A 14,716-nucleotide genomic window follows, 5' to 3' on the forward strand; every position below is an offset into this window, starting at 1 on the left:
CCCATGCCGAACTCAGAAGTGAAACGCCGTAGCGCCGATGGTAGTGTGGGGTCTCCCCATGTGAGAGTAGGGAACTGCCAGGCATCAATTAGAAGAACCCCGTACCGAAAGGTGCGGGGTTTTTTGCTTTTGTATTTCTTCCTCTCCCTGAAACTTTCTCACCTTCGCCTTGCAGACTCGACATTCCGATCATTTCTGGGTATCGTTAGCTGTCTGGATGTCTAAACGTTTATACGTATGCTGTGAGGATATAAAGCTATGCCGATTCGGGTGCAGGACGAGCTACCAGCCGTCAATTTCTTGCGTGAAGAAAATGTCTTTGTGATGACGACTTCACGTGCGACAGGTCAGGAAATTCGCCCGCTGAAGGTGCTTATTCTCAATCTGATGCCAAAAAAGATCGAAACAGAAAACCAGTTCCTGCGTCTGCTGTCGAACTCCCCGCTGCAGGTTGATATTCAACTGCTTCGGATCGACGCTCGTGAGTCACGCAATACGCCTTCTGAGCACCTGAACAACTTCTACTGCAACTTTGATGACATTCAGGGTGAAAACTTCGACGGACTGATTGTGACCGGCGCGCCGCTGGGCCTGGTGGAATTTAACGATGTCGCTTACTGGCCGCAGATCAAACAGGTGCTGGAATGGGCAAAAGATCACGTCACGTCCACGCTGTTTGTCTGTTGGGCGGTACAAGCCGCACTGAATATTCTGTATGGCATCCCCAAGCAAACCCGCACTGAAAAGCTCTCCGGCGTATACGAACACCATATTCTCCATCCCCATGCGTTGCTGACGCGCGGGTTTGATGATTCTTTCCTGGCTCCGCATTCTCGCTACGCTGACTTCCCGGCCCAGCTGATTCGTGATTACACCGATCTGGAGATCCTGGCCGAAACGGAAGATGGGGACGCTTACCTGTTTGCCAGTAAAGATAAGCGCATTGCCTTTGTGACCGGACATCCTGAGTACGATCCGCACACCCTGGCGTCAGAGTATTTCCGTGATGTCGAAGCGGGTCTGAACCCGGATGTCCCGTACAACTATTTCCCGAAAGACGATCCGCAAAACAAACCGAGAGCGACCTGGCGCAGCCACGGGAATTTGCTTTTTACTAACTGGCTCAACTATTACGTCTACCAGATAACACCATACGATCTGCGTCACATGAATCCAACGCTGGAGTAATCGTCTGCACTAAACGATCCTAAAGCGTTTCAGCTATTCAAATCAGGCACCTTCGGGTGCCTTTTTTATTTCCGAAATGCCACTCACCGTTCGATCCAACTTTAATCTCAATGAAATCAATCAATTAATCATAATTAATAATTAAAATGGAAATTGTTTTTGATTTTAGAAAAAATAGAGATAGTCTTAATTCTGCTGAGCGAAAACTACCCAACGATCTTTCGTTCGCATCGGGAGCGTGATTTTGGATCTTTGATGAGGAGCAGAGTAATGACTCAACAGGCAACGACGGTCGATGAACTGGCCTTTACCCAGCCGTATGGCGAGCAAGAACAGCAAGTATTAACGGCAGAAGCGGTAGAATTTCTGACTGAACTGGTGACCCGCTTTACGCCGCAGCGCAATAAGCTGCTGGCGGCACGTATTCATCAGCAGCAGGAAATTGATAACGGCAAGTTGCCTGGTTTTATTTCGGAAACTGCTTCCATTCGTCGTGGCGAGTGGAAAATCCGCGGCATCCCTGAAGATTTACAGGATCGTCGCGTTGAGATCACCGGTCCGGTAGAACGCAAAATGGTGATCAACGCCATGAACGCGAACGTTAAAGTCTTTATGGCCGATTTTGAAGACTCGCTGGCACCGGACTGGCGTAAGGTCATCGAGGGGCAAATCAACCTGCGCGACGCCGTAAACGGCACCATCAGCTATACCAATGAAGCCGGCAAAATATACCAGCTCAAACCGAACCCGGCGGTGCTGATCTGTCGCGTGCGCGGCCTGCACCTGCCCGAAAAACATGTCACCTGGCGTGGAGAAGCCATTCCAGGAAGCCTGTTTGATTTTGCACTCTATTTCTTCCACAACTACAAAGCCCTGCTGGCGAAAGGCAGCGGCCCGTATTTCTACCTGCCTAAAACGCAGGCCTGGCAGGAAGCAGCCTGGTGGGGCGAGGTCTTCAGCTATGCGGAAGATCGTTTCAACCTGCCGCGCGGCACCATCAAAGCCACCCTGCTGATTGAAACGCTGCCCGCCGTATTCCAGATGCATGAAATCCTGCATGCGCTGCGCGACCACATTGTCGGTCTGAACTGCGGACGCTGGGACTATATTTTCAGCTATATCAAAACCCTGAAAAATTATCCCGATCGCGTGCTCCCCGATCGTCAGGTTGTCACCATGGACAAACCGTTCCTGAGCGCCTATTCGCGTCTGCTGATCAAAACCTGCCACAAGCGCGGCGCCTTTGCGATGGGCGGCATGGCGGCTTTTATCCCAAGCAAAGACGCAGAGCGCAACAATCAGGTGCTCAACAAGGTGAAAGCCGATAAAGAGCTTGAAGCCCGTAACGGTCACGACGGGACGTGGATCGCCCATCCGGGTTTGGCCGATACGGCGATGGAGGTCTTTAACCGCGTGCTCGGCGACAACAAAAACCAGCTGTTTGTCACCCGTGAAGACGATGCACCAATCGCAGAAGAACAGCTGCTGGCGCCGTGCGCGGGCGAACGGACGGAAGAGGGGATGCGGGCCAACATTCGCGTCGCGGTGCAGTACATCGAAGCGTGGATCTCCGGCAACGGCTGCGTGCCGATCTACGGCCTGATGGAAGATGCTGCGACGGCGGAGATCTCACGTACCTCTATCTGGCAGTGGATCCACCATCAAAAAACGCTCAGCAACGGCAAACCGGTGACCAAGACCCTGTTCCGCCAGATGCTGGCCGAAGAGATGCGGGTGATCCAGGACGAGCTGGGCGAACACCGCTTCAGCAGCGGGCGTTTTGACGACGCTGCGCGCCTGATGGAGCAAATCACCACATCAGATGACTTAATCGACTTCCTGACCCTGCCGGGCTACCGCTTCCTGGCGTAACTCACCACATAACAATATGGAGCATCTGCACATGAAAACCCGTACCCAACAAATCGAAGAATTAAAGAAAGAGTGGACTCAACCGCGCTGGGAAGGCATCCGCCGCCCGTACAGCGCGGAAGACGTGGTGAAATTACGCGGCTCGGTCAATCCGGAATGCACGCTGGCGCAAAATGGCGCCGCGAAAATGTGGAAGCTGCTGCATGGTGGTGCCAAAAAAGGCTACATCAACAGCCTCGGTGCGCTGACCGGCGGTCAGGCGCTGCAGCAGGCGAAGGCCGGTATTGAGGCGATTTACCTCTCCGGCTGGCAGGTCGCGGCGGACGCCAACCTGGCCTCCAGCATGTACCCGGATCAGTCGCTCTATCCGGCTAACTCCGTGCCGTCGGTCGTGGATCGGATCAACAACACCTTCCGCCGTGCGGATCAGATCCAGTGGGCGGCGGGTATTGAGCCAAACGATCCGCGCTTTATTGACTACTTCCTGCCGATCGTCGCGGATGCGGAAGCGGGCTTCGGCGGCGTGCTGAACGCCTTTGAGCTGATGAAATCGATGATTGAAGCCGGTGCAGCGGCCGTTCACTTCGAAGATCAGCTGGCGTCAGTGAAGAAGTGCGGACACATGGGCGGTAAGGTGCTGGTTCCTACACAGGAAGCGGTGCAGAAGCTGGTTGCCGCGCGTCTGGCTGCTGACGTGCTCGGCGTGCCAACGCTGGTCATTGCCCGTACCGATGCGGACGCGGCTGACCTGATCACCTCTGACTGCGATCCGTACGACAGCGAGTTCATCACCGGCGAGCGCACCAGCGAAGGATTCTATCGCACCCATGCGGGCATTGAGCAGGCGATCAGCCGTGGTCTGGCGTACGCGCCGTACGCGGATCTGGTCTGGTGTGAAACCTCCACGCCGGATCTGGCGCTGGCAAAACGCTTTGCCGACGCCATTCATGCGAAGTACCCGGGCAAACTGCTGGCCTACAACTGCTCGCCGTCCTTCAACTGGCAGAAAAAGCTGGATGACAAAACCATCGCTAGCTTCCAGCAGCAGCTGTCCAACATGGGCTACAAATACCAGTTCATTACGCTGGCAGGCATCCACAGCATGTGGTTCAACATGTTCGACCTGGCGCACGCCTATGCGCAGGGTGAGGGCATGAAGCACTACGTTGAGAAGGTGCAGCAGCCGGAATTTGCGGCGGGGAAAGATGGTTACACCTTCGTCTCACACCAGCAGGAGGTGGGCACCGGCTACTTTGATAATGTGACCACGATTATTCAGGGCGGCACCTCCTCCGTCACCGCCTTAACGGGTTCAACGGAAGAAGCACAGTTCTAATCTTTTCCCCCTCTCCCCCCTGGGGAGAGGGTTGGTGGTGAGGGGGAATATATGTCGCGTGGCCTGGAATTACTGATTGCCCAAACTATTTTGCAGGGCTTCGATGCCCAGTATGGTCGTTTTCTTGAAGTGACCTCCGGCGCCCAGCAGCGCTTTGAGCATGCAGACTGGCATGCGGTTCAGCAGGCCATGAAGCAGCGTATCCATCTTTATGACCACCACGTGGGTCTGGTGGTGGAGCAGCTGCGCTGTATTACCGACGGTAAAAGTCCGGACGCGGAATTTTTACTGCGCGTAAAAGAGCATTACACCCATCTGTTACCCGACTACCCGCGCTTCGAGATTGCGGAGAGTTTTTTCAACTCCGTCTATTGCCGGTTATTTGACCACCGCTCATTATCTCCTGAGCGGTTATTTATCTTCAGCTCCCAGCCTGAACGGCGCTTTCGTACCATTCCGCGTCCGCTGGCGAAAGATTTCTTTCCCGAGCACGGATGGGAAAAGCTCCTGCACCGCGTGCTGACGGATTTGCCGCTGCGTCTGCCCTGGGAGAATAAAGCCCGGGATATCGGGTATATCCACGCCCATCTCAAAGAAGCATTCGGCGCGGAGGTGCTCAGCCACAGCCATTTGCAGGTGGCCAACGAGCTTTTCTACCGCAATAAAGCCGCCTGGCTGGTGGGCAAACTGGTTACGCCGACGGCTATTGTGCCGTTTCTGCTGCCCATTCATCGTACCGACGACGGGGAACTGTTTGTTGATACCTGCCTGACTACCAGCGCCGAGGCCAGCATCGTGTTTGGCTTCGCCCGTTCCTATTTTATGGTGTACGCTCCGCTGCCCGCCGCGCTGGTGGAATGGCTGCGCGAGATCCTGCCGGGTAAAACCACCGCCGAGCTGTATATGGCCATTGGTTGCCAGAAGCACGCCAAAACGGAAAGCTACCGGGAGTACCTGCGCTATGTCACCACGGCCGATGAGCAGTTCATCGAAGCGCCAGGCATTCGCGGCATGGTGATGCTGGTGTTTACGCTGCCGGGCTTCGACCGGGTCTTTAAGGTGATTAAGGACAGATTCGCGCCGCAGAAAGAGATGACCGCCGCGCACGTCCGCGCCTGCTACCAGCTGGTTAAGGAGCACGACCGCGTCGGGCGCATGGCGGATACTCAGGAATTCGAAAACTTTGTGCTGGATAAGCAGCAGATCGATCCGGCGCTCATGGCGCTTTTACTGCAGGAAGCACCCGCCAAAATCACCGATCTTGGCGACAAAATCGCGATCAGCCATCTCTACATTGAACGACGCATGGTGCCGCTGAATATCTGGCTGGAGCAGTCCGACGGTCAGGCTTTAAGAGATGCGATTGAAGAGTACGGCAACGCGATTCGCCAGCTTGCCGCCGCCAATATCTTCCCGGGCGATATGCTGTTCAAAAACTTCGGCGTCACCCGTCACGGACGGGTAGTGTTCTACGATTACGACGAAATTTGCTACATGACCGAGGTGAACTTCCGCGATATCCCACCGCCCCGCTACCCGGAAGATGAGCTTTCCAGCGAGCCGTGGTACAGCGTTTCGCCGGGCGATGTGTTTCCCGAAGAGTTTCGCCACTGGCTCTGCGCCGATCCGCGCATCGGGCCGCTATTCGAAGAGATGCATGCCGATCTGTTCCGCGCCAGCTACTGGCGGGGACTGCAAACGCGGATCAAAAACGGGCACGTGGAAGATGTGTACGCTTACCGCCGTAAGCAGCGGTTTTGCATCCGGTTTTCAGAGGGCATCATGTAGGCCGGGTAAGGCGAAGCCGCCACCCGGCAATGCATGCTTAACGAATCCCACCGTACGCCAGCGTGACCTCTTTCGCCGCCTTAATCACCAGCGCACCCAACTCAGTGACCCGATCGTCGGTCATACGTGAAATCGGCCCGGAAATAGAGATGGCGGCAAACGGCTCGCGGTGCTCGTCAAAAATGCAGGCTGCGATACAGCGCAGGCCGAGGGCGTGCTCCTCGTCGTCAAACGAATAGCCGCGCTTGCGGGTCAGGGCCAGGTCTTCTTTCAGATGCACCGGCGAAACCAGCGTGGCGTGGGTATAAGCATGCAGTCCTTTACGGTGCAGCAGCCCCGTCACCTGCTCCTCGGTCAGCTGCGAGAGGAACGCTTTACCCGCCCCTGAGGCATGCATCGGCAGCTTGCCGCCAATCGGCGCGGACATGCGCATCAGCTGCGTGCATTGCACCTGGTCGATGATAATCGCCTGATGGTCGCTCTGGTCGAGCACGGCCAGATTCACGGTCTCGCCCGACTCTTCCATCAATTTGCGCAGAATCGGGTGCACAATCGCCAGCAGGTTACGGCTCTGCAGGAAGCTGCTGCCCACGATAAACGCATGCGCGCCCACCGCCCAGTGCCCCAGCTCGCCTACCTGGCGGACAAAGCCCAGCTGCTGCATGGTGGTCAGCAGGCGGTGCGTCGTGGAGTTCGGCAGGCCAGCCTGCTGGGCCAGCTCCGTCAGGGCCACGCTGCTGTGCGACTCGGCTATCCACTCCAGCAGCTTCAGACCGCGCGTGAGCGATTGAACCTGTCCACCCTGTTGTGCGGCAGCGGTGGTGGCAGCAGGTTTTCTGCCGCGTTTAGCGGGAACGGTCGCGACCATGACGATCTCCTTTTTCTGTATCGTGGAAATCATTTTCGTTTTATTTGGTGAATTTGCAACCGTTATCCTGACTGATCGGAGGAGTGATAGTGAACATGTCTCATGTTACCGCTGAGCGACTTTTCCACCCTGCGAGATTGTGCCAGTATGGAACGCAGCCTTTTGGCCTTGTTGAGCGTTGTCGGGAGCAAGTGTGAGCAGCAAAGTAGAGCAACTGCGTGCGCAGTTAAATGAACGAATTCTGGTGCTGGACGGCGGCATGGGCACCATGATCCAGGGTTATCGCCTGAGCGAAGACGATTTCCGCGGCGAACGCTTCGCCGACTGGCCCTGCGACCTGAAAGGGAACAACGACCTGCTGGTGCTCAGCAAGCCGTCCGTGATCAAGGATATCCACAATGCCTACTTCGAAGCGGGTGCGGATATCGTTGAAACCAACACTTTTAACTCGACAACCATCGCCATGGCGGATTACCAGATGGAATCCCTGTCGGCGGAGATCAACTTTGAAGCCGCAAAGCTTGCGCGCGCCTGCGCCGACGAGTGGACGGCCCGCACGCCGGAAAAGCCGCGCTACGTTGCCGGGGTGCTTGGCCCAACCAACCGCACTGCGTCGATTTCACCGGACGTCAACGACCCGGCGTTTCGTAATATCACCTTTGACCAGCTGGTTGTTGCCTACCGTGAATCGACCAGAGCGCTGGTGGAAGGCGGTTCCGATCTGATCCTGATTGAAACGGTATTCGACACTCTCAACGCCAAGGCCGCGATTTACGCGGTGAAAGAGGAGTTCGAGGCGCTGGGCGTTGACCTGCCGATCATGATTTCCGGCACCATCACCGATGCCTCCGGCCGTACCCTGTCCGGCCAGACCACCGAAGCGTTTTATAACTCCCTGCGCCACGCCGACGCGCTCTCCTTCGGCCTGAACTGCGCGCTGGGCCCGGACGAGCTGCGCCAGTACGTGCAGGAGCTGTCGCGCATTGCGGAATGCTACGTTACCGCGCACCCGAACGCCGGTCTGCCGAACGCCTTCGGTGAATACGATCTGGATGCCGACACCATGGCGGCACAAATCCGCGAGTGGGCCGAGTCTGGATTTCTGAACATCGTCGGCGGCTGCTGCGGCACCACGCCGGAGCACATCGCCGCCATGAGCAACGCCGTGGCCGGACTGCCGCCGCGCAAGCTGCCCGAGCTGCCGGTTGCCTGTCGCCTCTCCGGCCTTGAGCCGTTAACCATCGGCGAAGACAGCCTGTTTGTGAACGTGGGTGAGCGTACAAACGTCACCGGCTCCGCGAAGTTCAAGCGTCTGATCAAAGAGGAGAAGTACAGCGAAGCGCTGGACGTTGCCCGCCAGCAGGTGGAAAGCGGCGCGCAGATTATCGATATCAACATGGATGAGGGGATGCTCGACGCCGAGGCGGCGATGGTGCGTTTCCTCAACCTGATCGCCGGTGAGCCGGACATCGCCCGCGTGCCGATCATGATCGACTCCTCCAAATGGGAGGTGATCGAGAAGGGGCTGAAGTGCATTCAGGGTAAAGGCATCGTCAACTCCATCTCGATGAAAGAGGGCGTGGATGTCTTCATCCACCACGCGAAGCAGGTCCGCCGCTACGGTGCCGCCGTGGTGGTCATGGCCTTTGACGAAGTGGGCCAGGCCGACACCCGCGCGCGTAAAATTGAGATTTGCCGCCGCGCGTACAAAATACTGACCGAAGAGGTAGGCTTCCCGCCGGAAGACATCATCTTTGACCCGAACATCTTCGCCGTGGCGACCGGCATCGAAGAGCACAACAACTACGCCCAGGACTTTATCGGCGCGTGCGAGGACATCAAACGCGAGCTGCCGCATGCCCTCATCTCCGGCGGCGTGTCGAACGTCTCGTTCTCGTTCCGCGGCAACGACCCGGTGCGCGAAGCGATCCACGCCGTGTTCCTCTACTACGCCATCCGCAACGGGATGGACATGGGGATCGTTAACGCCGGCCAGCTGGCGATTTACGACGACCTGCCCGCCGAGCTGCGCGACGCGGTGGAAGACGTGATCCTCAACCGCCGCGACGACGCCACGGAGCGGCTTCTTGACCTGGCAGAAAAATACCGCGGCAGCAAGTCGGATGACGCAGCCAACGTTCAGCAGGCCGAGTGGCGCGCCTGGGACGTGAAAAAACGTCTGGAATATTCGCTGGTAAAAGGCATCACCGAGTTTATCGAGCAGGACACCGAAGAGGCGCGTCAGCAGTCAGCCCGCCCGATTGAAGTGATCGAAGGGCCGCTGATGGACGGCATGAACGTGGTGGGCGATCTGTTCGGCGAGGGCAAAATGTTCCTGCCGCAGGTGGTGAAATCCGCGCGCGTGATGAAGCAGGCCGTGGCGTACCTGGAGCCGTTTATCGAGGCCAGCAAAGAGAAAGGCTCCAGCAACGGCAAAATGGTCATCGCCACCGTGAAGGGCGACGTGCACGACATCGGCAAGAACATCGTCGGCGTGGTGCTGCAGTGCAATAACTACGAGATTATCGACCTTGGCGTGATGGTCCCGGCGGATAAAATCCTCAAGACCGCGCGCGAAGTGAATGCCGACCTGATTGGCCTCTCCGGGCTGATCACCCCGTCGCTGGACGAGATGGTTAACGTGGCGAAGGAGATGGAGCGTCAGGGCTTCACCATTCCGCTGCTGATTGGCGGCGCGACCACCTCCAAGGCGCACACGGCGGTGAAAATCGAGCAGAACTACAGCGGGCCGACGGTCTACGTGCAGAACGCCTCGCGCACGGTGGGCGTGGTCTCCGCGCTGCTCTCTGACACCCAGCGCGACGAGTTTGTTGAGCGCACCCGCAAAGAGTACGAAACCGTTCGCATCCAGCACGGGCGCAAGAAACCGCGCACCCCGCCAGTTTCACTCCAGGCGGCGCGCGATAACGATCTGGCGTTTGACTGGTCGAGCTATACGCCGCCGGTCGCGCATCGCCTGGGCGTTCAGGAGGTCAGTGCCAGCATCGAAACGCTGCGCAACTACATCGACTGGACGCCGTTCTTTATGACCTGGTCGCTCGCGGGCAAATATCCGCGCATTCTGGAAGATGAGGTGGTGGGCGAGGAGGCGAAACGCCTGTTTAACGATGCCAACGACATGCTCGACAGGCTAAGCGCGGAGAAAACCCTCAACCCACGCGGCGTGGTGGGACTGTTCCCGGCCAACCGCGTGGGTGACGACATCGAAATTTACCGCGATGAAACCCGCACTCACGTGCTGGCAGTCAGCCGCCATCTGCGCCAGCAAACCGAGAAAGTGGGCTTTGCCAACTACTGCCTGGCCGATTTTGTCGCGCCGAAGCTGAGCGGTAAAGCCGACTATATTGGCGCCTTTGCGGTAACCGGCGGTCTGGAAGAAGATGCGCTGGCGGACGCGTTCGAAGCGCAGCACGATGATTACAATAAAATCATGGTGAAAGCGATCGCCGACCGCCTGGCGGAAGCCTTCGCCGAGTACCTGCACGAGCGCGTGCGTAAGGTGCACTGGGGCTACGCGGCGAACGAAAACCTCAGCAACGAGGAGCTGATCCGCGAAAACTACCAGGGGATTCGTCCGGCGCCGGGCTACCCGGCCTGCCCGGAACACACCGAAAAGGGCACGATCTGGCAACTGCTGGACGTCGAAGCCCATACCGGGATGAAGCTCACCGAGTCGTACGCCATGTGGCCGGGCGCGTCCGTCTCCGGCTGGTACTTCAGCCACCCGGACAGCAAGTACTTCGCCGTGGCGCAGCTTCAGCGCGATCAGATTGAAGATTACGCCCTGCGCAAAGGCATGAGCGTGTCAGAAGTAGAGCGCTGGCTGGCACCGAATTTAGGCTACGACGCAGACTAACGTCACTTTTCCTTACAACAAACAGGGCACCTCATGGGTGCCTTGTCTCTTTCTTACGCTTAACCCCTTATACTGAAATAAGGTTCTATCCCTGGCACCCGGTGGCGGTGCGCTTACCGGGCCTGTGCGTAGGTCGGATAAGGCGTCGCCGTCATCCGACATGGCAACGCGCAGGGAACCTCAGGAAAACCGATAAAGATAAGGAGGAAAACCATCCGTGCTGACCCTGTTACATCTGCTCTCTGCAGTCGCACTGCTCGTATGGGGCACCCATATCGTCCGTACCGGCGTGATGCGGGTATTTGGCGCCCGTTTACGTACCGTTCTCAGCAGCAGCGTTGAGAAGAAGCCGCTCGCCTTCTGCGCAGGCATTGGCGTAACGGCACTCGTTCAGAGCAGCAACGCCACAACCCTGCTTGTCACCTCCTTTGTGGCGCAGGATCTGGTGGCGCTGGCCCCGGCGCTGGTGATTGTGCTGGGGGCTGATGTGGGTACCGCGCTGATGGCGCGTATCCTGACCTTCGATCTCTCCTGGCTGTCGCCGCTGCTGATTTTTGTCGGCGTCATCTTCTTCCTCGGCCGCAAACAGACGCGGGCGGGCCAGCTTGGACGCGTGGGGATTGGCCTTGGGCTGATTCTGCTGGCGCTGGAGCTGATTGTGCAGGCGGTCACCCCGATTACCGAGGCCAACGGCGTGCAGGTCATCTTCGCCTCCCTGACCGGGGACATCATGCTGGACGCGCTGATTGGCGCGGTGTTTGCCATCGTCAGCTACTCCAGCCTGGCCGCCGTGCTGCTGACGGCCACGCTCACTGCCGCCGGGGCGATCTCCTTCCCGGTCGCGCTGTGCCTGGTGATCGGTGCCAACCTCGGCTCTGGCCTGCTGGCGATGCTCAATAACAGCGCCGCCAACGCCGCCGCCCGCCGCGTGGCGCTCGGTAGCCTGCTGTTTAAGCTGGTGGGCAGCCTGATTATTCTGCCCTTTATCCATCCGCTGGCGAACCTGATGGATAACCTCCCGCTGCCGAAGGCGGAGCTGGTGATCTACTTCCACGTGTTCTACAACCTGGTGCGCTGCCTGGCGATGGTCCCTTTTGCCGGGTCGATGGCTCGCTTCTGCGAGCGACTCATTCAGGACGAACCGGAGCTGGACGCCCGCCTGAAGCCAAAGCATCTGGATACCTCCGCGCTGGACACCCCGGCGCTGGCGCTGGCGAATGCCGCGCGCGAGACGCTGCGCATGGGCGACGCCATGGAAACCATGCTCGAAGGGCTGCAAAAGGTGATGCACGGCGAGCCGCGAGAGGAGAAAGAGCTGCGCAGACTGGCGGACGATATCAACGTGCTCTATACCGCCATTAAGCTTTACCTGGCCCGCATGCCGCAGGACGAGCTGGCGGAGGAGGAGTCCCGCCGCTGGGCGGAAATCATTGAGATGTCGCTCAACCTTGAGCAGGCCTCCGATATCGTTGAGCGCATGGGCAGCGAGATTGCCGATAAGTCGCTGGCCGCCCGCCGGGCGTTCTCCGTTGAAGGCTTAAAAGAGCTTGAAGCGCTGCACGAACAGCTGGTCAGCAACCTCAAGCTGGCGATGCTGGTCTTCTTCTCCAGCGACGTGCCGAGCGCGCGCCGCCTGCGCCGCAACAAGCATCGCTTCCGCATTCTTAACCGCCGCTACTCGCACGCCCACGTTGAGCGCCTGCATCAGCAGAACGTGCAGAGTATCGAGACCAGCTCACTCCACCTGGGGCTGCTGGGCGATATGAAGCGCCTTAACTCGTTGTTCTGTGCGGTGGCGTACAGCGTGATGGAACAGCCGGATGAAGATGACCAGCGGGATGAGTATTAATCCCCGGCGTGTTTGAGTGTTAGCCCAAAACCCAATGCTTTCATGACCGCGAGCGTGGTTTTGAGCGTTGGGTTTCCTTTATCACTGAATGACCGATAAAGCTGCTCACGTGATAAACCGGTTTGCTGTGAAATGTTCGACATGCCTTTGGCTCGCGCGACAACACCAAGGGCTTTAGCGATATATGTCGAGTCGCCTGTTTCTAGTGCATCAGCGATAAACACGGCGATTTCCTCGTCATCCACCAACGCGTTGGCGGGATCGTAAGGTGTTAATTTATGCATGCTCATTCACTCCTGCCATTGGGATACATTGCTCAGCATTTTTGCCATCAGTATGTCTCTGGCCTGGCTGCTTTTGTCACCACCACATAACAGCACGATGATGTAATTGCCCTGGTCTTTAAAATAGATCCTGTAGCCCGGACCAAAGTAGATCCTTAGCTCACTTATACCTTCTCCCACGGGTTTAACGTCGCCCGCTAAGCCATTTGCCAACCGAAAGAGGCGGGAAGCGATAATGGTCTTCGCTCGTCGATCTTTTAAGTTTTGCTCCCAGCGTCGGAAGGATTCTGTCTGAACAATCTCCTTCATATTACTCCCTGTGATTTATAAACTACAAACACTTCTCCATGGAGAGTAAAACTAAAAGGCTTGAACACATGGGTAAATGACAGGATGCAAAATCCTGAAAGCGTCTCGCAAACTAAAAAACCCGTCTCAGTTACCGTCGGCTAATCTTTTTTTCCAGTCCATACCTAAGGTATATTTCGCCCTTCACAGGAGAAACTATGCTGCCAACTCAATCAACCCGATTAAACAAATACATTAGCGAGAGCGGGATCTGCTCACGTCGCGAGGCGGACCGTTACATTGAACAAGGTAATGTGTTCCTCAACGGCAAGCGCGCCACGATTGGTGACCAGGTCATGCCTGGCGACGTGGTTAAAGTGAATGGTCAGCTCATCGAACCGCGTGATGCCGAAGACCTGGTGTTTATCGCGTTGAACAAACCGGTTGGAATTGTCAGCACCACGGAAGACGGTGAGCGGGACAACATCGTTGATTTCGTGAACCACAGCAGCCGTATCTTCCCGATTGGCCGTCTGGATAAAGACTCTCAGGGGCTGATTTTCCTCACAAACCACGGCGATCTGGTCAACAAGATCCTGCGTGCCGGTAACGATCACGAAAAAGAGTACATTGTGACGGTGAATAAGCCGGTCACGGACGACTTTATTCGCGGCATGGGCGCCGGTGTGCCGATCCTCGGTACCGTCACGAAAAAGTGTAAGGTGAAGAAAGAAGCGCCGTTCGCGTTCCGCATTACCCTGGTGCAGGGCTTAAACCGCCAGATCCGCCGCATGTGCGAGTACTTCGGTTATGAAGTGACGAAGCTGGAGCGCACGCGCATCATGAACGTCAGCCTGTCCGGCATTCCGCTGGGCGAATGGCGCGACTTGACGGATGACGAACTGATCGAGCTGTTCAAGCTTATCGAGAATTCCTCGTCCGAAGCGAAGCCGAAGGCCAAAGCAAAACCGAAAACCCAGGCGATTAAACGTCCGGTCGTGAAGGCACCGCAGGCGGAAGAGAAAGGACGCGGCAAACCGGGCAACGGGAAGCGATTTACCCAGCCTGGCCGTAAAAAGAAAGGGCGCTAGCTAGCGCCTTCCACGGGTAGAGGTATTGGCCGACCAGGAAAAGGTCGTTTCAGTATCCGGCTTGTAAGCCTGCTGCTTTTTCAGCTTGCGGGCTTTTTTCGCCTCGGCGTCACGCTGCGCCATCAGTTTATCGATGTACTCTTTTTTCACCTGATTGGTTTCGGCGTTGGTCAGCGTACGGCCATGCGCGATGCGGGCGCGGTCGAGAAGCGTTTTCAGTTCGCGCTGCTCGGCTTCCGTCATGTCTTTCTGGGTCAAACGTGGTGTCGCCATTG

11 protein-coding genes and 1 rRNA gene are annotated in these 14,716 nt (G+C 57.2%); 8 read left to right on the plus strand and 4 right to left on the minus strand.

All coding sequences use genetic code 11. The features are described from left to right. The 5 genes from rrf to aceK all read left to right on the plus strand — a co-directional run. Positions 1 to 83: ribosomal RNA gene (gene rrf / locus ACOTXI_RS18610) — 5S ribosomal RNA — on the plus strand; the annotation flags it as partial. A gap of 175 nt (positions 84 to 258) precedes the next feature. Next, complete coding sequence (gene metA / locus ACOTXI_RS18615) at positions 259 to 1,188, plus strand: homoserine O-acetyltransferase MetA (RefSeq protein ID WP_008503405.1); 930 nt, start codon at positions 259 to 261, stop codon at positions 1,186 to 1,188. Positions 1,189 to 1,458: 270 nt separating this feature from the next. Further along, on the plus strand, positions 1,459 to 3,060 hold the full coding sequence (gene aceB / locus ACOTXI_RS18620) for a malate synthase A (protein ID WP_058653789.1): 1,602 nt from the start codon (positions 1,459 to 1,461) through the stop codon (positions 3,058 to 3,060). A gap of 31 nt (positions 3,061 to 3,091) precedes the next feature. Continuing rightward, a complete protein-coding gene (gene aceA, locus ACOTXI_RS18625) occupies positions 3,092 to 4,396 on the plus strand; it encodes an isocitrate lyase (protein WP_058653790.1) in 1,305 nt (434 codons plus the stop codon). A gap of 51 nt (positions 4,397 to 4,447) precedes the next feature. After that, positions 4,448 to 6,184 (plus strand): bifunctional isocitrate dehydrogenase kinase/phosphatase, encoded by a 1,737-nt coding sequence (gene aceK / locus ACOTXI_RS18630; protein ID WP_021242715.1) that lies wholly within the window; start codon positions 4,448 to 4,450, stop codon positions 6,182 to 6,184. Between the two features lie 37 nt (positions 6,185 to 6,221). Here aceK and iclR read toward each other — a convergent pair whose 3' ends face one another. Then, entirely contained in the window at positions 6,222 to 7,052 is an 831-nt protein-coding gene (iclR, locus tag ACOTXI_RS18635) for a glyoxylate bypass operon transcriptional repressor IclR (RefSeq protein WP_023293555.1), read from the minus strand. Between the two features lie 193 nt (positions 7,053 to 7,245). On the opposite strand from iclR, the gene metH reads away from it, so the two are divergent. Then, entirely contained in the window at positions 7,246 to 10,929 is a 3,684-nt protein-coding gene (gene metH / locus ACOTXI_RS18640) for a methionine synthase (RefSeq protein WP_058653791.1), read from the plus strand. Between the two features lie 217 nt (positions 10,930 to 11,146). Then, positions 11,147 to 12,778: a Na/Pi cotransporter family protein gene (locus ACOTXI_RS18645; RefSeq protein ID WP_008503411.1), complete on the plus strand. Its 1,632-nt coding sequence runs from the start codon at positions 11,147 to 11,149 to the stop codon at positions 12,776 to 12,778. On the opposite strand, the gene ACOTXI_RS18650 is transcribed toward ACOTXI_RS18645, so the two are convergent. Then, positions 12,775 to 13,062 (minus strand): addiction module antidote protein, encoded by a 288-nt coding sequence (locus tag ACOTXI_RS18650; protein WP_021242718.1) that lies wholly within the window; start codon positions 13,060 to 13,062, stop codon positions 12,775 to 12,777. The genes ACOTXI_RS18645 and ACOTXI_RS18650 overlap by 4 nt on opposite strands. Before the next feature lie 6 nt (positions 13,063 to 13,068). Further along, on the minus strand, positions 13,069 to 13,371 hold the full coding sequence (locus ACOTXI_RS18655) for a type II toxin-antitoxin system RelE/ParE family toxin (protein WP_058653792.1): 303 nt from the start codon (positions 13,369 to 13,371) through the stop codon (positions 13,069 to 13,071). A 197-nt stretch (positions 13,372 to 13,568) separates the two neighbouring features. Between ACOTXI_RS18655 and rluF the strand changes: the two genes are divergently transcribed. Then, positions 13,569 to 14,441: a 23S rRNA pseudouridine(2604) synthase RluF gene (gene rluF / locus ACOTXI_RS18660; protein WP_008503414.1), complete on the plus strand. Its 873-nt coding sequence runs from the start codon at positions 13,569 to 13,571 to the stop codon at positions 14,439 to 14,441. Here rluF and ACOTXI_RS18665 read toward each other — a convergent pair whose 3' ends face one another. Continuing rightward, positions 14,442 to 14,714, minus strand: a complete 273-nt coding sequence (locus ACOTXI_RS18665; protein WP_014830263.1) for a DUF3811 domain-containing protein — start codon at positions 14,712 to 14,714, stop codon at positions 14,442 to 14,444. It abuts the gene before it with no gap. Between the last annotated feature and the right edge of the window lie 2 nt (positions 14,715 to 14,716).

The sequence above is a fragment of the Enterobacter cloacae complex sp. BZL2005 genome (genome assembly GCF_049238885.1).
Taxonomy (GTDB): domain Bacteria; phylum Pseudomonadota; class Gammaproteobacteria; order Enterobacterales; family Enterobacteriaceae; genus Enterobacter; species Enterobacter roggenkampii.